Below are 19,742 nucleotides of genomic sequence, written 5' to 3'. Positions count from 1 at the left end.
TTTTCCATGCCGAGATGCCGGAACGCTGGTCCGGGCCGCGCCGTATTGCCTCCAAACCTTTGACGAGATCGGGCCAAACGCTGCACGTTCCGGCGAAATGCGGCCGTTTGCCGACAGGCTTTTATTATCTTTTTTTCATTCGTGCGGATTCGCCATCTCCCTTAGCGTGGGGCCGCGAATGGTTGGGTGAGATCAACTCCGGCCAAGATCGACACGAAAATGGGTTGGTATTGATGCGCGTGCTTCTCGTTCCGGTCGCTCTCGCGATTTCCCTTGTGTCCGCGGCCTTCCTGATGGGGCGGCAGGCCGATGTGCAGACGACACCGGCAATCGATGCTCCCCGCCACGATATTCGGATGGCCACCGGGCAAAGTCCGCATTTTTGGGTTGATTGGCCGTCTGAAGGCTGTGCGGCCTCCAAACGTGTCGTCGTCACCTATCGCGGTGAGACGTCGTTCTTCTGCGCTGACGATCTCGGACGGTCGAGCTAAAAGGTCCGCGACACGCGCACCGAAGGGCGTGAGCTGCGCGGCAGCTCTGCCGCCAGGGGGCTTTTGTTGCGCGCTCACATCGAATAGGAAAACGCCCTGAAGGGGGATCCCATATGACTGCGATCATAGACATTATCGGCCGCGAAATCCTCGACAGCCGTGGCAACCCGACCGTAGAGGTCGACGTGCTTCTCGAGGACGGTTCGACGGGACGCGCTGCGGTGCCGTCCGGTGCCTCGACCGGCGTACACGAGGCCCATGAGCTGCGCGACGGCGACAAGTCCCGTTACGGCGGCAAGGGCGTTTTGAAGGCCGTCGAGGCGGTCAACAGCGAGATTTTTCAGGCGATCGGCGGCCGCGAGGCCGAGGAGCAGATCGCCATCGACCGCGCCATGATCGAGCTCGACGGCACGGAGAACAAGGGCCGGCTCGGCGCCAACGCCATTTTGGGCGTGTCGCTTGCCGTTGCCAAGGCGGCTGCGGCTGCCCGTGGCCTGCCGCTTTACCGCTATGTGGGCGGCGTCGCGGCGCGCACCTTGCCGGTGCCGATGATGAACATCGTCAATGGTGGTGCGCACGCCGACAACCCGATCGATTTCCAGGAATTCATGATCATGCCGGTCGGCGCCGACACCTTTGCCGACGCGCTCCGCATGGGCTCCGAGATCTTTCACCGCCTGAAGGCGTCCCTTCACGATGCCGGACACAACACCAATGTCGGTGATGAAGGCGGTTTCGCGCCGGGGCTCGCCTCGACCGACGAAGCGCTCGGTTTTGTCGTGAAGGCGATCGAGGCAGCCGGCTACAAGCCGGGCGAAGATGTCTACCTCGCGCTCGATCCGGCATCATCCGAGTTCTTCAAGGACGGAAAATACGTGCTGGAAGGCGAGGGGCGCACGCTCTCACCGTCCGAGATGGTCGACTATTATGCCGATCTCGTCGCTCGCTATCCGATCGTCTCGATCGAAGACGGAATGGCCGAGGACGACTGGGACGGCTGGAAGATCATGACGGACAAGCTGGGCGACAAATGCCAGCTGGTCGGTGACGACCTCTTCGTGACCAACGTCAAGCGCCTGAAGCGTGGTATCGACGATGGCATCGCCAATTCGATCCTCGTCAAAGTCAACCAGATCGGCTCGCTGACCGAGACGATGGAGACGGTCGAAATGGCGCATTTCGCCGGCTACACCGCCGTCATGTCGCATCGCTCCGGCGAGACGGAAGACGCGACGATCGCCGACCTGGCCGTCGGCACCAATTGCGGACGCATCAAGACGGGTTCGCTGGCGCGCGCCGATCGGACCTCGAAGTACAATCAGCTTCTCCGGATCGAGCAGGATCTCGGCGCTTCCGCGCATTATGCCGGCCGCGCAGTTCTGAAGAAGTGATCTTCCGAAGGCCCGCTGCGCGTAGCGTGGCGGGCCTTCGAAACTCAGGCCGCGAGAACCTCGAAAACGGCCGTATCGATCGTAAATGAGCCGTCGTCCTCGATGGCGAAGTGGCGGGAGACATGGCCGCTCGCCGACTTTTGCAGGAGACGAATCGCGGACGAGAATTCCGGTTCGGTTCCGATGCGCTCCACCCAAGACGCAAAGTCGAGCCGCAGTCGCGCGCCCATGCTGCGGCGAAGCGAGAAGCCCGCGCTCTGCAGTTCTCGCAGCCATTCTGAGATTGAATAGTCGCGCACATGCGACGGGTCCCGCAAAAGCTCCACCGCCTGCAAATGCGTGTCGAGGAGCGGCGTGCCCGGAGAGACGACATCCATGAAAATGGCCGTCGAGCCTTCCTTCAGTATACGACGCGCCTCCCGTAGCGCGCCTGGAAGATCGGTCCAGTGATGGGCGCTGAAGCGGCTTGCGACGAAGTCCGCCTCGCCATCGGCGAAGGGCAGGGCGTGGATGTCGCAAACTTGCGTCTCGATATTGGGAAGTCCGCGATTTCGTGCCGTCTCCGCCACGGCAGAGAGCATCTCCTGGGAGAGATCGCAGGCGACGACGCGGCGCGCGAATCCCGCCATCGTGTAGCTGACATGCCCGCCGCCAGCACCAAGATCGATGGCCGTTTCCGGGTTAAGCTCGGCGATGCGCTCGGACAGATAGGCAAGATCGGAGCCGCTCGCATGCACGGCGCTTGCCACATATGACGCGGCGCGAATGCCGAACTGGCGGTCGATGAGTACGTTCTGTGACATGCTCGAGGCCATGGGAGGTCCCTCTCAATCGGGCTTTTTGGGCACGCATGCGTCATATGCCGTCAGATGCGGCCGCGAATCCAGTCTCCTTGTTCCTCCTTTCTGAACGCATGATGACGGAGGAGGTCGCCACGCTCATGGCGGCTCCGGCTGAAAGGCGTTGAAGAAGGCGCCGGAAATGCGGGCGATTGTGGGAATGAAGCGAGACGAAAGGGTGCCGGGCATCCGCGCCATCGGCGTCGATGTCTTAACGTGATGGCAAGAAAGACGCCCCGATTTGGGACACTCCAATACCGGCTGTCACACCGTTTCTTTACCCTGGGTCTCTAGTGTCCAACTCGTGGGGACGGAAGGGTTCTGCGTACGTCCCCGCCGATCACCTCCAGTCTGAGTGAGCGTTGGGGTAGAGCGGCCGATGGCAACCCGGCAGCGTAAACAGTCGAAGCTTAAGCCGCTTGCCCTTCCGTTGGGCTGCCTCCTTGTGCTCGCCTATTTTTCCTATCATGCCGTTGAAGGGCATTACGGATTGGAGGCGCTGGAGACGCTCGAAGCGCGCAAGGTCGATCTCAACAAAGAGCTCGATGAGCTGCTTGCGAAGCGCGCCAAGCTTGAGCGCCGGGTCGCTCTTCTGCGTCCAGACAGCCTCGACCGCGATATGCTCGACGAGCGCGCACGTCAGGCCCTCAATCTCGTTCATCCCACAGATATTGTGATTTACGACGCTGCCGACGGCAGCTGAGCATCGGCTTTTGTCGAGGCGCTTTTTCCTCTTCCTCCGGTCCGTGGGACGGCATGCAACCCTGCCTGTCTTGCGAAACGGGTTTCCCCGCCCATTTTCCCGTAATAGTGTGCGGCAGAAATTTCAGGAGGACTGGAATGGCGGCAGCCAAGACCCCGTCACAGACGGGGACCGGCCAGCGTAGGTCACGCTCGCGCTCGCAAAACTCTTCCGCGAAGACCCGCGGGAAGGCGAATGAGAACGGAAATCCCCCGGTAGGTGCAACGGCCGAGCGGCCGAACACCGAGACCGCTGAGAAGTCGGCGTTCGATCCGATCGTCTTTTCCAAGGACGAGGATCTGAAAGCCTATCGCGAGATGCTTCTCGTGCGGCGATTCGAGGAGAAGGCTGGCCAGCTTTACGGCATGGGCCTGATCGGCGGATTCTGCCATCTCTATATCGGCCAGGAGGCCGTCGTCGTCGGCATGCAAATGGCGTTGAAGGAGGGGGATCAGGTCACCACCACCTATCGCGACCATGGGCACATGCTTGCGACAGGTATGGACCCAAAAGGCGTTATGGCGGAGCTGACGGGTCGTCGCAGTGGCTATTCGCACGGCAAGGGCGGCTCCATGCATATGTTCTCGCGGGAGAAGAACTTCTTCGGCGGACATGGCATCGTCGGCGCCTCGGTGCCGATCGGAACGGGCCTCGCCTTCGCGAATCGCTATCGCGAGAACGATTGCGTCTCGATCACCTATTTCGGCGATGGCGCAGCCAATCAGGGACAGGTCTACGAGAGCTTCAATATGGCGAAGCTCTGGAGCCTTCCCGTCATCTACGTGATCGAGAACAATCAGTACGGCATGGGCACATCGGTGGCGCGCGCTTCGGCTACGACTGAATTGTGCAAGCGGGGCGAATCCTTCGATATCCCGGGCCACCAGGTGGACGGGATGGATGTGCGGGCCGTGAAGGCCGCCGGTGATTTTGCCGCCGAGCATGCCCGCTCCGGCAAAGGCCCGATGATCCTCGAGATGCTCACCTACCGCTATCGCGGCCATTCGATGTCGGATCCGGCCAAATATCGCTCGAAGGAGGAGGTGCAGAAGATGCGCACCGAACACGATGCGATCGAGCAGGTGAAGAAGCGGCTGATGGAAAGCCACGGCATGAGCGAAGATGACGTGAAGGCCGTCGACAAGGAAATTCGCGGTGTCGTCAACGAAGCGGCGGAATTCGCCCAGAACGATCCCGAGCCCGATCCGTCCGAATTGTGGACGGACGTGTACGTAGAAGCGTGAGGCCCTGCTGAATGCCGACCGAGATTTTGATGCCGGCCCTGTCGCCGACCATGGAGGAGGGAAAACTCTCCAAATGGACGGTGAAGGAGGGCGACGAGGTCGCCGCCGGAGATGTGATCGCCGAGATCGAAACCGATAAGGCGACGATGGAGGTGGAAGCCGTCGACGAGGGCAAGATTGCCAAAATTCTCGTCGAAGAGGGCACCGACGCCGTCAAGGTCAATACGCCGATCGCGCTGTTGCTCGGCGAGGACGAAAACGAAAGCGATCTCGAAAAAGCCCCCTCTGGAGACAAGGGAGGCAAGGCCAATGGCGGCTCCGCTCCCGCGGCACCGGAGCCGGAGGCTAAGGGGAAGGAACCTCAAAAGGAGGACGAAAAGCTCGGCCGCAAGGACGGACCCGTCTCCGTGCTCGTGGCGATGGACAAAGCCGAGCCGCCAGAAGATCCGGACGTGCCCGAAGGCACCGAGTTCGAAGAACAGACTGTGCGTGAGGCGCTGCGCGACGCCATGGCCGAGGAGATGCGCCGCGATGGCGATGTCTTCGTCATGGGCGAGGAAGTGGCCGAATATCAGGGTGCCTACAAAGTCACCCAGGGGCTCCTCGACGAGTTCGGAGCTCGCCGCGTCATCGATACGCCGATCACCGAGCATGGCTTTGCCGGCCTCGGGGTGGGCGCCGCGTTTGCCGGCCTGAAGCCGATCGTGGAATTCATGACCTTCAACTTCGCCATGCAGGCGATGGATCAGATCATCAATTCGGCCGCGAAGACGCTTTATATGGCAGGCGGTCAGATGGGCTGCCCGATGGTCTTCCGTGGGCCGAACGGTGCCGCGGCTCGCGTTGCTGCGCAGCACAGCCAGGATTACGCGGCCTGGTATTCGCAGATCCCGGGCCTCAAAGTCATCCAGCCGCATACGGCGGCCGACGCGAAGGGGCTTCTGAAGGCGGCGATCCGTGATCCAAATCCCGTGATCTTCTTGGAAAACGAGATTCTTTACGGCCAGTCGTTTCCTGTTCCGAAGCTCGATGATTTCGTCCTGCCGATCGGCAAGGCGAAAATCGCGCGCAAAGGCTCGGATGCGACGATCGTCTCCTTCGGCATCGGCATGACCCACGCCTTGAAGGCGGCGGAGCAACTGGCCGAACAAGGCATCGATTGCGAAGTGATCGACCTCAGAACGTTGCGGCCGCTCGATATCGAGACGGTCATCCGTTCCGTGAAGAAGACCAATCGCTGTGTGACGGTGGAAGAAGGCTGGCCGCAGAACTCGATCGGCTCCTGGATCGCCTCGCAGCTGATGGTGAAGGCCTTCGATCATCTGGACGCGCCGGTCTTGTCGGTGACCGGCAAGGATGTACCGATGCCCTATGCCGCCAACCTCGAGAAGCTCGCTCTGCCGAGCGCCAAGGAGGTGGTCGAAGCGGTGAAAGCGGTGAGCTATGCCGACTAGGCTGGCATTCGGAGTGTTGGGCGGGGCTCTCTTGGCTGGCCCCGCTCTGGCTGATCCTCCCCGTTTCGACGTCGAGGCTTATTGCCGAGAGGTCGCAAATTTCGGCGGTTCTTTCAGCCAAACGACACTCCAGGGTTGCTACCAGATGGAGCAGACTGCCTACGACGCGCTGAAACGCCAATGGAACGAGCTCGATGATGGTATGAGGGATTATTGCATCGACGTCGCGAAATTCGGCGGAAAGGGCTCCTATTCCACCCTCCAGGGCTGCGTTCAGATGGAACAACAGGCCGAGGGTGAGAACCAGGGCTTTAGGTTTCGGTATTGAGTGGGAAAGTCGAGATGTCGGCGTATTGTCGGGAGCTGAAAACGAGCGATGGCTGAGCCCGCGGAAAGACAGGCGACCTACGCCGATCTTCAGGCGGTCCCGTCGCATCTCGTCGCCGAGATCATCGACGGGACGCTCGTCACGCATCCAAGGCCGACACCTCGGCACGCTGCTGCGGCGAATCTTCTATCGTACGAGGTCACCGGCCCGTTCCAAAAAGGCCGTGGCGGTCCCGGCGGCTGGATCTTCCTCGTTGAACCTGAGCTGCATTTGGGGCGGGACGTTGTCGTGCCGGATATCGCCGGGTGGCGCCGCGAGCGCCTGTCGGTGCTGCCTGAGACGGCATATCTGGAGACGGCGCCGGACTGGGTTTGCGAGGTGATCTCGGCCTCGACCGAAACCTATGACCGGGTGTCGAAGCGCAGGATTTATGCCGGTGCCGGTGTCTCGCATCTCTGGCTGCTCGACCCGCGCTCCAAGGTTCTGGAGGTCTTCGCGCTCGCCGGCGACAGCTGGCTGCTCGTCGGCACCTTCCGCGACGGGGACGATGTCGCTGCGCCCCCGTTTGACGTCATGACGTTTCCGCTGAGCGCGCTCTGGCCGCTCGATGTCGAGGGCGAAGTCTCGCCCAACGCGCAATAAAGAATTTCCGGAGAACCGGTTTATGTCGATCAATATCCTGATGCCCGCCCTGTCGCCCACCATGGAGAAGGGCAATCTCGCCAAATGGCACGTCAAGGAGGGCGATGCGGTCGCTCCGGGCGATGTCATTGCCGAGATCGAGACTGACAAGGCGACCATGGAAGTGGAAGCCATCGATGAGGGCACGGTCGCCAAGATCCTGGTCAGCGAGGGAACCGAGGACGTCGCGGTCAACGATGTGATCGCCATTCTCGCCGAAGAGGGCGAGGACGCAGATGCCGTGGAAGCTCCGGCAGAGGAAGCCTCGGCCTCCGCAAACGGCAAGGGGGCTGATGCTTCGCCTCCGGAACCGAAAGAGACTGAGGGCGGTGAAGCCGTCCCGCGCGAGGGCCTGCATGACGCCGACGCTGCGGACAAACCGAAGCCATCTCACGAGACGGAGAAGTCGAACGACAAGTCGTCCGGCCGAATTTTTGCCTCGCCGCTGGCAAAGCGCCTCGCGAAGGAGAAGGGCCTGGATCTGTCGGCGCTTTCGGGTTCCGGCCCTCACGGGCGTATTGTCAAACACGACATCGAGGAAGCGGTCGAAAAGGGGGAAGGCCAGGCCGCTGCCCCGGCTGCCGCAGAAACGGCACCCGCATCCGCGCCGAAGACGCCGGCACCGGCCGGTATGGGCGACGAGCAGATCCGCAAAATGTTCGCCGAGGGCAGCTACGAAGTCGTGCCGCACGATTCCATGCGGCGCACCATTGCCCGCCGCCTGGTCGAAGCGAAGACCACGATCCCGCATTTCTATCTGACAAGCGATTGCGAGATCGATGCGCTCCTGAAGCTGCGTTCCGAGATCAATGCGGCCGCACCCGTTATCGACGACAAGCCGGCCTATAAGCTGTCTGTGAACGACTTCGTCATCAAAGCGATGGCTATGGCGCTGCAGGCCGTGCCGGAGGCGAACGTCACCTGGACGCAAGAAGCGATGCTGAAGCACAAGGGATCCGATGTCGGCGTCGCCGTCTCGATTCCGGGCGGCCTGATCACGCCGGTCATCCGCGATGCGGAGAAGAAGACCCTCTCTGTCATCTCCAACGAAATGAAGGATATGGCGGGCCGCGCGCGGCAGCGGAAGTTGAAGCCTGAGGAATATCAGGGTGGAACGACTGCCGTCTCCAATCTCGGCATGTACGGCATCCGTGATTTTGCGGCCGTGATCAACCCGCCTCACGCGACCATCCTGGCCGTCGGCGCCGGCGAAAAGCGCGCCGTCGTCCGCGACGACAGGGTCACGGTCGCCTCGATCATGACGGTGACATTGTCGACGGACCATCGCGCCGTGGACGGTGCGCTGGGAGCCGAGATGCTTGCCGCTTTCAAGCGTTATATCGAGAACCCCATGACGTTGCTGATCTGAGCGGCACGGAGTTGATGCGTGTCATAAGTGACCGCCCGCAATTGCGGGCGGGACTGGCGGTTGCAGGCATCCTTGCCCTGACGGCCGCCATCCTCCTCGCCATGGGGCGAATCCCGATTTGCGAATGTGGCCGTGTCGATCTCTGGTACGGCGACCCGAACGGGCCGGGGAATTCCCAGCACCTGTCAGACTGGTATACGCCCTCGCATATCATCCACGGCTTCTTGTTTTACGGTGCGCTGTGGCTCCTGGCCCGGAACTGGTCGGTGGTCAGGCCGATCGGAGTGCGTTTGGTCCTGGCGACTCTGGTCGAAGCGGCCTGGGAGATTGTCGAAAACTCGCCCTGGATCATCGATCGCTACCGCGAGGTGACGATCGCTGCCGGCTACAATGGCGACAGCGTCCTCAATTCTCTGTCGGATATCGTGGCGATGATGGCGGGATTCTGGTTCGCCCGCATATTGCCCGTATGGGCGACCGTGTTGATTGCCGTCGCGATGGAGATCGTGGTCGGATGGCTGATCCGCGACAATCTCACTTTGAATGTGTTGATGTTGTTGTGGCCGCTCGATGCGGTGCGCGAGTGGCAGGCGGGCGCGGCACCTCTTTAAAAGCTCGGCGGAAGCTATCTGGAGGGGCGGATCGAGCCGGTGATAATGGTATCGTCGCGCTCGTCTCTTGCCGCCACAAGCGCTCCGGCATCCATCCTCTGCATCGCCAGTTCCGTCGCGAGTTGGTCGAGGCTATAGCTGGTGAGCTTGACACCGGCGACTGAGACGACGGCGATCAGCGCTGCAATCAGCGCATATTCGCTCGTGCTGTTGCCGGCGTCGTCGCGCCAGAATCGTCTTGTGGAATCGCGCATGCCCATCCCCCTGGGTTCTCCACAAGATAGAGAAGAAGCCTTGCACGATGGTAAACCGCGCGTTGCCGGAAACGATGAAAATGCGCGGAAAATGGTGCGGCAGCTTTTGTCGCGCCCAGAACGTTGCATGCAGCAGGCTGAGGTAGCGTGTTGCTGTATGAGAGGTCCCGAATGTTTCTTTCGGTTTTCGATATTTTCAAAATTGGCATTGGTCCGTCGTCGTCGCACACGATGGGGCCGATGGTGGCGGCGGGACGCTTTCTCAACCTCATCCGCGACGGCGATTGGCCGCGCCCTGCCGGTGTCGAGCCAGCGCGGCTCGCCGTCAGCCTGCACGGCTCGCTCGCGTTCACAGGCAAAGGCCACGGCAGCGACCGCGCGATCCTTCTTGGCCTGATGGGCGAGAGCCCTCGAGACATTGATCCATTCCGCATCGATGAGATCATTGCAGGGGTTCACGAAACCGGGATGGTGACCCCGCCGGGGCACCCGGCCTACCAGTTCAATCCCGGAAAAGACCTCGTCTTCGACTTCGACACCCCGCTCCCTGGCCACGCGAACGGCATGCGGTTTTCAGCCTTCGCCGCCGATGGGCGCCGGCTCGTGCAGCAGATCTATTATTCTGTCGGTGGCGGCTTCGTTGTCACCGACGAGGAATTGGCGCGCACTTCCGCGAACGATTCGCCGGTCACCGACACGTCTCCGGTGCCCTATCCCTTTGCAAGCGCCAGGGAGATGCTGGCGATGGGCGAGAGCTCGGGGCTCAGTATCGCAGAGATGAAAGAGGCAAACGAACTCGCGCGAGGGCAGGAGAGCCGGGCTCTTGTCTCGGGCTTGGAGCGCATCTGGGACGAGATGCGCGCCTCGGTGGAGCGCGGGCTTTCGGGCGAGGGCGATTTGCCCGGTGGCCTTGGCGTCAAGCGCAGAGCGCGCGAACTCCATGATCGTCTGCAGCATGAGAGCGGGGCCAACGCGCTGCAGCCGCACCGCGTGATGGACTGGCTGAGCGTCTATGCCATGGCAGTCAACGAGGAGAACGCCGCCGGCGGCAAGATCGTCACCGCCCCGACGAACGGGGCGGCGGGGGTCGTGCCGGCGGTCGTCCATTATTATCTCGACCATTGTATCGGAGCATCGCGGGAAGGCGTGCGCACCTTCATTCTGACGGCGGCAGCGATCGGCGGCATCATCAAGCACAACGCGTCGATCTCAGGCGCTGAGGTCGGCTGTCAGGGGGAGGTGGGCTCGGCCTCGGCGATGGCCGCTGCGGGGCTTGCTGCGGCTCTCGGCGCGACGAATGCGCAGATCGAGAACGCCGCCGAGATCGCGCTTGAACATCATCTCGGCATGACCTGCGATCCGATTGCGGGGCTCGTTCAGGTCCCCTGCATCGAGCGCAATGCGCTTGGGGCGGTGAAAGCCGTCACCGCCGCGTCTCTCGCCATGCGCGGCACCGGGGACCATTTCGTCCCCCTCGACAAGTGTATCGAGACGATGCGTCAGACCGGCCGCGACATGCACGAGAAGTACAAGGAAACCTCGAAGGGCGGTCTCGCGGTCAACGTCATCGAGTGCTGACGCCTCGGCTCTGCGTGCCCATGCGGGTCGTGACTTGGTGCGTAGCCCCGATCGTACGATTTTAGCCTGAAGCGACTGTTGAAGCTGGGGAGGGTGCCGGCTTTCCCCTTCACGGACGACGCCGTCGGGACTAAATCGAAGGGATGGCGCTGCATCTTCTGAAGCTCTGTGTGGGCGCGGAATCAATCGACGACCTGAAGGACTGGATCGAACGGCGACTCGCTGAGCGCGAGCGAGCTGGCGAGCCGGCCGAGCATGCTCATGTGACGCGCATGGTGCCGCGTCGCCGCGACGAACTTCTGGCCGGCGGCTCCCTCTACTGGGTCATCAAAGGCAATGTGCAGGTTCGTCAGCGCCTCTCGGATATCCGCGTCTTTCAGGACAGCGAAGGCGTTCAGCGTTGCCGTCTCGTGCTCGATCCGGAGTTGGTGCCGACGGCCTGGCAGCCCCGGCGTGCCTTCCAGGGATGGCGCTATCTGAAGCCTGAAGATGCTCCTGCCGATCTCGGCGGCGATGTCGACGGCTTCGGGGAGCTTCCCGCAGAGCTGCGTGGCGAGCTGGCGGCGCTCGGCCTGCTGTAAGCGCTTTAGACCGCGATATTGTCGATGAGACGCGTGCCCCCCAGCCAGGCGGCTGCCAGGAGGCGGGCCGGACCGTCCGAGAGCTCTGCGAGCGGCTGCAATGTCTCGCTGTGTCGGAGCGAAATATAGTCGACGCGAAAACCCGCCTCACGCAGCCGCTCTTGGACGTCATTGACAGTGCTGGCGGCCGGGGCACCTGCACGCAGAGCGTCTGCTGCCCCTTGCAGCGAGGAATAGATCAGCGGTGCCCTCCGGCGTTCTTCAGCGCTCAGATAGGCGTTGCGCGAGGACAGGGCGAGCCCGTCGGCCTCACGTGCGGTCGGCGCCGCAACGATGCGCGTGGGCAGCCTCAGATCGCTCACCAGCCGCCGGACGACGAGGAGCTGCTGATAGTCCTTTTCACCGAACACCGCCTCGTCGGGAAAGCACGAGATCAGAAGCTTTGAGACAACGGTGGCGACACCCTCGAAGAAATGTGGGCGGAAATCGCTCTCCAGCCCTTCGCTCGGTCCGGCCACTTTGATCGTCGTGGCGTAGCCTGCGGGATACATTTCCTCGGCACTCGGCGCGAAAACCAACGGCACGCCGACCCTTCCAAGCGCTTCCAGGTCTGCTTCCGGGCGTCGTGGATAGCGAGAGAAATCCTCTTCGGGTCCAAACTGCGTCGGATTGACGAAGATGCTCACCACCACCCGGTCGCAGCGTTCTGCCGCAAGCTCCACGAGTTGGAGATGACCGGAATGCAAGGCGCCCATCGTGGGCACCAGCGCGATCGTTTCGTCAGCGGCACGCCAGCTGTCGATCCGGTCCCTGAGATTGGCGATACTCGTCGCGATATCGGGATGCACGTCGATCCTCGGATATGTGAAAGCTGCCGAAGCGGTAATCGGCCATGCTGACTTGCGCAAGGTGCCGCGCAGACCACATCCTGCGAAAAGGAGATGCGCAAGGCGATGACCAAGGGCAAAGACATCACGACCCCCGGACGGGATCTTCCGTCTGAGAAAAGCCGCTCGAGCCGCGGCGAAATCGACGCATTTTTGAAACAGGCGAACAGCCTTGCACCGGTGAGCGGCGATGCGCGCGGCCGCCTGGTCTTTGCGCTCGATGCCACGATGAGCCGTCAGCCCACATGGGATCTCGCCTGCGGCTTGCAGGCCGAAATGTTCAAGGCCGCGGCCGATGTCGGCGGGCTGACCGTACAGCTTGTCTTTTTTCGCGGCTTCGGCGAATGCCGGGCCTCCCGCTGGGTTGCCGACCCCGCGGCCTTGCGGGACTTGATGGTCGGGATCGGCTGCCGTGGCGGCAAGACACAGATCAAGAAAGTGCTCGCGCACACCCGTCGCGAGACCGAGAAGAGGCCGATTGCCGCTCTCGTTTATGTGGGCGATGCGATGGAAGAGGAGGTCGATGAATTGTCGAATATCGCGGGTGAACTCGGTCTCCTCGGCGTGCGCGCGTTCATGTTTCACGAAGGGCGGGACCCACGTGCCGAAGCGGCCTTCCGCGAGATCGCGCGCCTGACGCGCGGCGCCTATCTGCCGTTCAATTCAGCCTCTGCGTCAGAGCTCAAAGATCTGCTGGGGGCGGTCGCGACTTATGCGGCAGGTGGCCTCAAAGCCCTCGAAGCATCGGGCTCGTCTGCGGCCCGTCGGCTGCTGCCATCGCTGAAGTGAACCGACGATGATCAGAGGCCTTTTCATCCTGATCGCGGCTGTCGCCGCGATCTATCTGCTCTTTCGCGTCTTCTTGACGGCGTCTCCGGCAAGGCTTGCGGGGACGTTGCGTCTGGGGGCGGGGATCGCTTTAGGGCTCGTTGCCCTCGGCCTTTTGATCGTGGGCCAGTTCGCGTTCGCCCTGCCGGTTGCGATCTTTGCGTTCTCGCTTTTGCGCAAGAGCTGGTCGCGGCGGGGAGGGGCAGGAGGCCACCGGTCTACTGTGCGCTCCGCCGGGCTCGAAATGACACTCGATCATGCAACCGGTGAGTTGGATGGCACGGTTCTCGCCGGGCGCTTTGAGGGGCGGCTGTTGTCGGAACTCGCGTTTGAGGAACTGACCGTGGTCGCCCGCGATATGAAGGGCGACCCGGAATCACTCAGGCTTCTGGAAAGTTATCTCGACCGGGCGCATCCCCGATGGCGAGACGACATGCAGGCTGATGCCGACATGGGGGCAGGCACGACGAGCAGCGCGAGCGGAATGAGCACGCAGGAAGCCTATGATATTCTGGGGCTTCAGGCGGGCGCCGGCGAGGCGGAAATCCGCCAAGCCCATCGCCGGCTGATGAAGCAGGTCCATCCCGACCGCGGCGGCTCCGCCGCTTTGGCTGCCAGAATCAACCAAGCCAAAGAGAGGCTTTTGAGAGAACACCGCTGAACTCCGTTTACGCAACGAACACTCCAGAGGACGGGGTCAGTTCGGCAGGGCGAGACAGGAGAAGGATTTGCGCTTCAAGCTTGCGCAGGCAGCGCGGGCTTCGTTCTTCCCGGAAAAGCCGGCGAAGCGGGCGCGGTAGAGCGTCTCACCGCTCTTTTCGACCGGCTGCGTGAACGGGGTCGCCGACGCGAGCACCGTTCCGCCATTGCGCTTGGCCTTGTCCAGGAGGGTGCGTGCACCTTCTTCGCTCGGCGTTGCGCCGATCTGGATGTGCCATCCGCCAGGCGCAAGACGCGGTTCCGAATAGCCCCTGCGGGTGCGGACCGAAACGAGCGGCTCCTCGTCTGCCGCACCCTCAGCGGCATGCAAGGCGGGTTCCCCAAGAGCCGCGGCGCGACGGTCTGCCATCCGCGTGAGGGCGGCAATCGGATCTTCTCCGGCAGCGTCGGATGCATAGGCGAGGCGGGCGACCTCGGTCGCTTCCTCGATGCGTGCGGCGATCGGGTCGTAGCCGCTTGCGATCTGCCGCGGCGCTGCGGGCCTGTTGGCAGGGGCGGAGACGGCGAGGATCGCTGCCTGCGCTGAGTCGCCGCTGCTGATGCCCGAAGCGGCCGAAGCGAAAGCCATCGTAGGTGCCAGCGTCGGACGCGCTCCCCTCGCTCATATTCAGCCGACCACCGTGTCCTCAAAACCTGGGCTACGATCAGCTCCGCGGTAACATAGCCAACTACTCATCCGCTCCTGAATAGCCTTAGCTTATCGGAGCATCGGTCTGAGTATTCGACTCCTAATTGACGTCCCCAGACCCGCTATTAGTCAATCCTCGCCTAGTACAACCCGTCCGTACATGTAGATCCCACCTCTGCGTTCAACCGCCTATGAATACTGGCGATCTACCCCGATCCGTCGCCTCACCATATAGAGTTTACAGATTTGAACCGTTCTGCGTTATCTCGCCGAGAAATCGCTCTTGTTTCCTCGTGACATTCGTGCGCTCACCTCGGCCATCAATATAAATCGTCCGTATTCGGCCAACATCGCATGTCGTGCGCGTAAACCGTAATTGTCTTGTTATTATCACGAGCTCATATATTCCGGGTTGTAACCGACGTCGTTGCCGCTCAGTATCCCGTAGCAGACCATCTCCGGCCTTGCTACCTGCTCTCGAACTCCTCTCTAGTCGTTTCTATAGCCGCTTGCGAACGCCGTCTGTTTCGACTCATGTCCTCAGATCGTCCACCAGCGACCGTCGCTTGCGCGCGATATCACGCATGCGAGCCTGTGATGTGCGGTTTCAACCCGCCACCGTACTGCCCGCTCGCTTCGAGCTACTGAAACGACGCTATCATGAGCATATTAACCGCTGTAGTACGATACGACCAACGCATGTCGACTCTTGAGAACGTCGTAGCGTCACCCCTTCGTCTTAGACTCATCGAAGACTAACGCGCACCGCTGTCGAGCCTCCTCAACGAGGATACCCGCAGCGTCATGCCATCTCGTCAGGACGCAGGATCAAGCGAGCTCATCTCGCGCACGTAGCACTACGTACGAGCACCCACGGTCACTCACGCTCCACGAGCGATGTCACTCACCATGTCCTAATCGCGTATGTCTCTTGCGAACTCGGTGAATATTGTAGAACACACGTCACCCGCCCGTGCAATATTGCTCATTCTCTGTGTACACACACACACTGCTCACAGACTTCTGTTCGCCGAGACTGTAACCGCACGGAACTCGTTATTCTGTCGCCTTCACACTCACGCTTATGCACCCTTGCCCCGACGCATGATCCCGCACGACGCACGCTCGCCCCTACCGGCTCTGCACGCTGTTTTGCACCTGGCACCCGTGTAGTGTGTGTTGCGAATGCAACGTGCGCCTCGACTCAGTGAACTGCAAGGAAGCCAGTAGTTTTCATGTGTGGTGTGCAACATATCGTGCAAACTTTGCACCGCACATATTATACAATGCATGTGTCTACTGCAGCCGCAGTGAGGCCTCGCGTATATAGGCGCCCGCCTACCCCTTACTCTGGGTTTTGTATGACCAACCGCATTTGAAGATTTGCAGAAAATGAGCACGCTCGGCATGGACAAAGCAATGCAGAGCTTCGGCCTTGTGTCGAAGCGGATGCAGGCCATTGCCGCGGAAACGGCGGACTATTCCAAGAAGTCGTTCGAGGATACGGCGGCTCACGTGGAAAGCCTGATGGGCGTCAATTCGCTCGACAAAGCGATCGAAGCCCAGACGCAATATGCGCGGTCGAGCTACGAGGGTGCTGTTGCTCAGGCGACCCGCATCGGCGAGCTCTACGTCGACCTCGCCCGCGACATGATCAAGCCGTTCGAGGACTTCGCTGCAAAGCGCGCCTGAGGGCGATCGATCAAAGTCTCATCCTTTCAGGATGTTTAGAGCCCGGCCGCTGGCCGGGCTTTTTTTGTGTGGGAGTGCGGTTCACGACTGGCCTACGGGTTTCGGTCTCCTCCAAGGCGTGGGGCCATGACGAGACCGTTGAGGTCGGTGAGCACATGGCCGACGATCCGGACGGGAATGTCACGCGGCCAGAGATAGAGGCCGATACCCTAGAAAGGCCCATGCGCTAGCGCGAAGGCGAGAAACGAGATGGCGGCCGCCGCGAGGGGGCTGTCGCCGCCCCGTGCGATCGTGGCGACGCTGGCAAGGAGGAGGAGCGAGAGAAATTTTCCGCGATGAGAATTTGCCTTGGCGGTCGATCCGTCGGGCAAGGCTGCGATTGCGGTCGGTCCGATCGATGCGAGGGCAAAGGCCGAGTCAAAGATCCTCGACCACATCCCGTTCGAACATCGTTTCGCCCTTCGCTCAACCGGCGTTTCAGCCATCCGCTCTTCGAGCTTTTTGAAATTCTGTGGCCGGCTGCCCCTACACAGCGCCTACGAACGGCTCTAGCATTCCACCCGAGCCTACCTAAATTACGGTTTGGCAGGAGGGATAGATAAGGGGAGACCGAGGCGTTTCATGGCCAAAGACGACCGCGACGATTCCGGCAACAAAAATGGCACCGGGACGGTTGTCGTCACAAAGACGAAGCCGAAAACCCAGCGTCCGAACCTCTACCGCGTCCTTCTCCTGAACGACGATTACACGCCGATGGAGTTCGTCGTGCACGTCTTGATGCGTTTCTTCCAGAAGAACCAGGAAGCGGCGACGCAGATCATGCTTCACGTGCACAACAACGGCGTCGGTGAGTGCGGCGTGTTCACTTACGAGGTGGCAGAGACAAAAGTGACTCAGGTGATGGACTTTGCACGCCAGCACCAGCATCCTCTGCAATGCGTAATGGAAAAGAAGTAGCGAACGGAGTCGATCGGAAGGGCTATAACGTGCCATCATTTTCCCGCTCACTGGAGCTGGCGCTGCACAGAGCGCTCGCTTCGGCAAACGAACGTAGTCAGGAATACGCAACGCTTGAGCATCTGCTCTTGGCGCTCGTCGATGACAAAGACGCCGCCGCCGTCATGCGCGCTTGCGGTGTCGATCTGGACCGGTTGAAAACTGATCTGACGGAATACGTCGATACAGAGCTTGCCAACCTCGTGAGCCAGACGGAGGACGATTCAAAGCCGACAGCCGGCTTCCAACGCGTCATCCAGCGTGCCGTCATCCACGTGCAATCCTCCGGCCGTGAAGAAGTGACGGGAGCCAATGTGCTCGTTGCGATCTTCGCGGAGCGCGAGAGCCATGCGGCCTATTTCCTGCAAGAGCAGGATATGACGCGCTACGACGCGGTGAATTACATCTCGCACGGCATTGCGAAGCGCCCGGGCCTGTCGGAGCCGAGGCCCTCCAAGGGTGCTCCCGAGACCCCGGGCAAGGCCGCGCCGGACGAGGAGGGCGAGGCTTCCGCCGGCAATGCGCTCGACGCCTGGTGCGTCAACCTCAACGAAAAGGCCATCCGCGGGAAAATCGATCCCTTGATCGGCCGTGAAGGCGAGGTGCGGCGTACGATCCAGGTCCTGTGCCGTCGCTCGAAGAACAACCCGCTCTATGTCGGCGATCCCGGCGTCGGCAAGACGGCCATTGCCGAGGGGCTGGCCAAGCGCATCGTGGAAGGCAATGTGCCGGACGTTCTCAAGGACGCCACGATCTTTGCCCTCGACATGGGCGCTCTTCTTGCTGGCACGCGGTATCGCGGCGACTTCGAGGAGCGTCTGAAGCAGGTCATCAAGGAGATCGAGGCGTTTCCGGGCGCGGTGATGTTCATCGACGAGATCCACACTGTGATCGGTGCGGGTGCCACGTCGGGCGGCGCGATGGATGCGTCGAACCTCTTGAAGCCGGCTCTGGCTTCCGGTTCGATCCGCTGCATCGGCTCCACCACCTACAAGGAATATCGCCAGTTCTTCGAAAAGGACCGGGCGCTTGTCCGGCGCTTCCAGAAGATCGACGTGAACGAGCCTTCGATCCCCGACACCGTCGACATCCTCAAAGGCTTGAAGCCGTACTTCGAGGAGCATCACGAGGTTCGCTACACCAACGATGCCATCCGCACGGCGGTGGAGCTCTCGGCCCGCTATATCAACGACCGCAAGCTCCCCGATAAAGCGATCGATGTCATCGACGAGAGCGGTGCCTCGCAGAAGCTGATGCCGGAGAGCCGGCGCAAGAAGCTGATCGGCGTGAAGGAGATCGAATCCACGATCGCGACCATGGCGCGGATTCCGCCGAAGTCGGTCTCGAGGGACGACGCGGAGGTGCTCCAGCATCTGGAGACCAACCTGAAGCGCGTCGTGTTCGGGCAGGAGCAGGCGATCGAAGCGCTTTCCTCGGCGATCAAGCTCGCACGTGCGGGCCTGCGCGAACCCGAGAAGCCGATCGGCAATTACCTCTTCTCCGGCCCGACCGGCGTCGGCAAGACGGAAGTGGCGCGTCAGCTCGCGGATCTGCTCGGTGTGCATCTCCTGCGTTTCGACATGTCGGAATATATGGAGCGGCACACCGTCTCGCGTCTGATCGGTGCGCCTCCAGGTTATGTCGGCTTCGATCAGGGCGGCATCCTGACGGATGGCATCGACCAGCACCCGCATTGCGTGCTCCTGCTCGACGAGATCGAGAAGGCGCACCCGGATATCTTCAATATCCTTCTGCAGGTGATGGATCACGGCAAGCTGACCGATCACAACGGCAAGCAGGTCGACTTCCGCAACGTCATCCTCATCATGACGACCAATGCGGGAGCCGCCGATCTCGCCAAGCCGGCGATCGGGTTTGCATCGAGCAAGCGCACCGGCGACGACGAGGAGGCGATCAACCGCCTGTTCACGCCGGAATTCCGCAACCGTCTCGACGCCACGATCGCGTTCGGCTCGCTGCCGCCGGCGGTGGTCAACATGATCGTGCAGAAGTTTATTCTGCAGCTTGAGGCTCAGCTTGCCGATCGCGGCGTCACCTTCGAGCTCGACGAGGCGGCAACGACCTGGCTTGCCGAGAACGGCTACGACGAGCGTATGGGTGCTCGCCCGCTTGGCCGCCTCATCCAGGAGGTGATCAAGAAGCCTCTGGCCGAAGAGGTGCTGTTCGGGCGCTTGCAGAAGGGCGGCATCGTCAAGGTGACGGTTGAGGAGAAGGAAGACGGGACCACGGGCCTGAAGCTCGAATCGATCCCGGACGAAAATGCCCGGCCGAAGCCGAAGCCCGCGTTGAAGAGCAAGAGTTCGACCAAGCGTACCAAGGCCGAAAGCAAGAAACCGCCGAAGAAGGGCGGAGGCTCGGTGCCGAGCGTGCCATTGAAAGTGGAGTAAGACCCTCAAAGAGGACGGTG

The 19,742-nt window shown here is 61.6% G+C and carries 20 protein-coding genes; 16 read left to right on the top strand and 4 right to left on the bottom strand.

The window, feature by feature from the left end; translation table 11 throughout:
* The first annotated feature begins 14 nt into the window (after positions 1 to 14).
* Positions 15 to 491: a hypothetical protein gene (locus ACK8CP_RS06205; protein WP_414833694.1), complete on the top strand. Its 477-nt coding sequence runs from the start codon at positions 15 to 17 to the stop codon at positions 489 to 491.
* Positions 492 to 604: 113 nt separating this feature from the next.
* Positions 605 to 1,882 (top strand): phosphopyruvate hydratase, encoded by a 1,278-nt coding sequence (eno, locus tag ACK8CP_RS06200; RefSeq protein WP_414833693.1) that lies wholly within the window; start codon positions 605 to 607, stop codon positions 1,880 to 1,882.
* Between the two features lie 44 nt (positions 1,883 to 1,926).
* On the opposite strand, the gene ACK8CP_RS06195 is transcribed toward eno, so the two are convergent.
* The gene (locus tag ACK8CP_RS06195) at positions 1,927 to 2,697 is read right to left on the bottom strand and encodes a class I SAM-dependent methyltransferase (protein WP_414833692.1); all 771 of its coding nucleotides are present in this window, start codon (positions 2,695 to 2,697) and stop codon (positions 1,927 to 1,929) included.
* 403 nt (positions 2,698 to 3,100) lie between these two features.
* On the opposite strand from ACK8CP_RS06195, the gene ACK8CP_RS06190 reads away from it, so the two are divergent.
* From ACK8CP_RS06190 to ACK8CP_RS06160, 7 genes are all read left to right on the top strand, one after another.
* Positions 3,101 to 3,424, top strand: coding sequence for an FtsB family cell division protein (locus ACK8CP_RS06190; protein WP_234627881.1), 324 nt, complete (start codon positions 3,101 to 3,103; stop codon positions 3,422 to 3,424).
* Between the two features lie 356 nt (positions 3,425 to 3,780).
* A complete protein-coding gene (gene pdhA / locus ACK8CP_RS06185) occupies positions 3,781 to 4,707 on the top strand; it encodes a pyruvate dehydrogenase (acetyl-transferring) E1 component subunit alpha (protein ID WP_234629320.1) in 927 nt (308 codons plus the stop codon).
* Between the two features lie 11 nt (positions 4,708 to 4,718).
* A complete protein-coding gene (locus ACK8CP_RS06180) occupies positions 4,719 to 6,161 on the top strand; it encodes a pyruvate dehydrogenase complex E1 component subunit beta (protein WP_234627882.1) in 1,443 nt (480 codons plus the stop codon).
* Positions 6,162 to 6,306: 145 nt separating this feature from the next.
* Positions 6,307 to 6,489: a hypothetical protein gene (locus ACK8CP_RS06175; RefSeq protein ID WP_414833691.1), complete on the top strand. Its 183-nt coding sequence runs from the start codon at positions 6,307 to 6,309 to the stop codon at positions 6,487 to 6,489.
* Positions 6,490 to 6,537: 48 nt separating this feature from the next.
* Positions 6,538 to 7,131, top strand: coding sequence for a Uma2 family endonuclease (locus ACK8CP_RS06170; protein ID WP_414833690.1), 594 nt, complete (start codon positions 6,538 to 6,540; stop codon positions 7,129 to 7,131).
* Positions 7,132 to 7,153: 22 nt separating this feature from the next.
* A complete protein-coding gene (locus ACK8CP_RS06165; protein WP_414833689.1) occupies positions 7,154 to 8,539 on the top strand; it encodes a pyruvate dehydrogenase complex dihydrolipoamide acetyltransferase in 1,386 nt (461 codons plus the stop codon).
* 14 nt (positions 8,540 to 8,553) lie between these two features.
* Positions 8,554 to 9,150, top strand: a complete 597-nt coding sequence (locus tag ACK8CP_RS06160) for a DUF2585 domain-containing protein (RefSeq protein WP_414833688.1) — start codon at positions 8,554 to 8,556, stop codon at positions 9,148 to 9,150.
* A 14-nt stretch (positions 9,151 to 9,164) separates the two neighbouring features.
* On the opposite strand, the gene ACK8CP_RS06155 is transcribed toward ACK8CP_RS06160, so the two are convergent.
* Positions 9,165 to 9,404 (bottom strand): Flp family type IVb pilin, encoded by a 240-nt coding sequence (locus ACK8CP_RS06155; protein ID WP_414833687.1) that lies wholly within the window; start codon positions 9,402 to 9,404, stop codon positions 9,165 to 9,167.
* A 171-nt stretch (positions 9,405 to 9,575) separates the two neighbouring features.
* Between ACK8CP_RS06155 and ACK8CP_RS06150 the strand changes: the two genes are divergently transcribed.
* Together ACK8CP_RS06150 and ACK8CP_RS06145 are read left to right on the top strand one after the other, a co-directional pair.
* On the top strand, positions 9,576 to 10,982 hold the full coding sequence (locus ACK8CP_RS06150) for an L-serine ammonia-lyase (protein WP_414833686.1): 1,407 nt from the start codon (positions 9,576 to 9,578) through the stop codon (positions 10,980 to 10,982).
* Between the two features lie 143 nt (positions 10,983 to 11,125).
* Complete coding sequence (locus ACK8CP_RS06145; protein WP_092812494.1) at positions 11,126 to 11,563, top strand: DUF1489 family protein; 438 nt, start codon at positions 11,126 to 11,128, stop codon at positions 11,561 to 11,563.
* 5 nt (positions 11,564 to 11,568) lie between these two features.
* Here ACK8CP_RS06145 and panC read toward each other — a convergent pair whose 3' ends face one another.
* Positions 11,569 to 12,411 (bottom strand): pantoate--beta-alanine ligase, encoded by an 843-nt coding sequence (panC, locus tag ACK8CP_RS06140; protein ID WP_414833685.1) that lies wholly within the window; start codon positions 12,409 to 12,411, stop codon positions 11,569 to 11,571.
* 105 nt (positions 12,412 to 12,516) lie between these two features.
* Between panC and ACK8CP_RS06135 the strand changes: the two genes are divergently transcribed.
* Both ACK8CP_RS06135 and ACK8CP_RS06130 read left to right on the top strand, forming a co-directional pair.
* Positions 12,517 to 13,239 (top strand): VWA domain-containing protein, encoded by a 723-nt coding sequence (locus ACK8CP_RS06135; RefSeq protein ID WP_234627890.1) that lies wholly within the window; start codon positions 12,517 to 12,519, stop codon positions 13,237 to 13,239.
* Positions 13,240 to 13,246: 7 nt separating this feature from the next.
* Positions 13,247 to 13,939 carry a J domain-containing protein gene (locus ACK8CP_RS06130; RefSeq protein WP_414833684.1) on the top strand — a complete coding sequence of 231 codons (693 nt, stop codon included), beginning with the start codon at positions 13,247 to 13,249 and terminating at the stop codon, positions 13,937 to 13,939.
* A gap of 36 nt (positions 13,940 to 13,975) precedes the next feature.
* Here ACK8CP_RS06130 and ACK8CP_RS06125 read toward each other — a convergent pair whose 3' ends face one another.
* Positions 13,976 to 14,566, bottom strand: coding sequence for an SPOR domain-containing protein (locus tag ACK8CP_RS06125; protein ID WP_414833683.1), 591 nt, complete (start codon positions 14,564 to 14,566; stop codon positions 13,976 to 13,978).
* Between the two features lie 1,467 nt (positions 14,567 to 16,033).
* On the opposite strand from ACK8CP_RS06125, the gene ACK8CP_RS06120 reads away from it, so the two are divergent.
* The 3 genes from ACK8CP_RS06120 to clpA all read left to right on the top strand — a co-directional run bounded on the left by ACK8CP_RS06120 (position 16,034) and on the right by clpA (position 19,722).
* Positions 16,034 to 16,318: a phasin family protein gene (locus ACK8CP_RS06120; RefSeq protein WP_414833682.1), complete on the top strand. Its 285-nt coding sequence runs from the start codon at positions 16,034 to 16,036 to the stop codon at positions 16,316 to 16,318.
* Positions 16,319 to 16,939: 621 nt separating this feature from the next.
* The gene (gene clpS, locus ACK8CP_RS06115; RefSeq protein ID WP_092812489.1) at positions 16,940 to 17,275 is read left to right on the top strand and encodes an ATP-dependent Clp protease adapter ClpS; all 336 of its coding nucleotides are present in this window, start codon (positions 16,940 to 16,942) and stop codon (positions 17,273 to 17,275) included.
* Positions 17,276 to 17,304: 29 nt separating this feature from the next.
* A complete protein-coding gene (gene clpA, locus ACK8CP_RS06110; RefSeq protein WP_414833681.1) occupies positions 17,305 to 19,722 on the top strand; it encodes an ATP-dependent Clp protease ATP-binding subunit ClpA in 2,418 nt (805 codons plus the stop codon).
* The last annotated feature ends 20 nt before the right edge of the window (positions 19,723 to 19,742 follow it).

The sequence above is a fragment of the Afifella sp. YEN Y35 genome (assembly GCF_047553465.1).
GTDB classification, from domain to species: Bacteria; Pseudomonadota; Alphaproteobacteria; order Rhizobiales; family Afifellaceae; genus Afifella; species Afifella aestuarii.
The sequence above is the reverse complement of the archived record's forward strand: the minus strand, read 5'-3'. Positions and strand labels throughout refer to the sequence as shown.

Bases quoted from the DNA above. Each gene is read 5' to 3' on its own strand.
- ACK8CP_RS06130 (WP_414833684.1), top strand. From the start codon at position 13,247: ATGATCAGAGGCCTTTTCATCCTGATCGCGGCTGTCGCCGCGATCTAT.
- ACK8CP_RS06170 (WP_414833690.1), top strand. From the start codon at position 6,538: ATGGCTGAGCCCGCGGAAAGACAGGCGACCTACGCCGATCTTCAGGCG.
- ACK8CP_RS06125 (WP_414833683.1), bottom strand. From the start codon at position 14,566: ATGGCTTTCGCTTCGGCCGCTTCGGGCATCAGCAGCGGCGACTCAGCG.
- clpS (WP_092812489.1), top strand. From the start codon at position 16,940: ATGGCCAAAGACGACCGCGACGATTCCGGCAACAAAAATGGCACCGGG.
- ACK8CP_RS06155 (WP_414833687.1), bottom strand. From the start codon at position 9,404: ATGCGCGATTCCACAAGACGATTCTGGCGCGACGACGCCGGCAACAGC.
- ACK8CP_RS06195 (WP_414833692.1), bottom strand. From the start codon at position 2,697: ATGGCCTCGAGCATGTCACAGAACGTACTCATCGACCGCCAGTTCGGC.
- ACK8CP_RS06135 (WP_234627890.1), top strand. From the start codon at position 12,517: ATGACCAAGGGCAAAGACATCACGACCCCCGGACGGGATCTTCCGTCT.
- ACK8CP_RS06160 (WP_414833688.1), top strand. From the start codon at position 8,554: ATGCGTGTCATAAGTGACCGCCCGCAATTGCGGGCGGGACTGGCGGTT.
- ACK8CP_RS06175 (WP_414833691.1), top strand. From the start codon at position 6,307: ATGGAGCAGACTGCCTACGACGCGCTGAAACGCCAATGGAACGAGCTC.
- ACK8CP_RS06150 (WP_414833686.1), top strand. From the start codon at position 9,576: ATGTTTCTTTCGGTTTTCGATATTTTCAAAATTGGCATTGGTCCGTCG.
- ACK8CP_RS06165 (WP_414833689.1), top strand. From the start codon at position 7,154: ATGTCGATCAATATCCTGATGCCCGCCCTGTCGCCCACCATGGAGAAG.
- eno (WP_414833693.1), top strand. From the start codon at position 605: ATGACTGCGATCATAGACATTATCGGCCGCGAAATCCTCGACAGCCGT.
- ACK8CP_RS06120 (WP_414833682.1), top strand. From the start codon at position 16,034: ATGGACAAAGCAATGCAGAGCTTCGGCCTTGTGTCGAAGCGGATGCAG.
- ACK8CP_RS06145 (WP_092812494.1), top strand. From the start codon at position 11,126: ATGGCGCTGCATCTTCTGAAGCTCTGTGTGGGCGCGGAATCAATCGAC.
- ACK8CP_RS06180 (WP_234627882.1), top strand. From the start codon at position 4,719: ATGCCGACCGAGATTTTGATGCCGGCCCTGTCGCCGACCATGGAGGAG.
- ACK8CP_RS06190 (WP_234627881.1), top strand. From the start codon at position 3,101: ATGGCAACCCGGCAGCGTAAACAGTCGAAGCTTAAGCCGCTTGCCCTT.
- pdhA (WP_234629320.1), top strand. From the start codon at position 3,781: ATGCTTCTCGTGCGGCGATTCGAGGAGAAGGCTGGCCAGCTTTACGGC.
- ACK8CP_RS06205 (WP_414833694.1), top strand. From the start codon at position 15: ATGCCGGAACGCTGGTCCGGGCCGCGCCGTATTGCCTCCAAACCTTTG.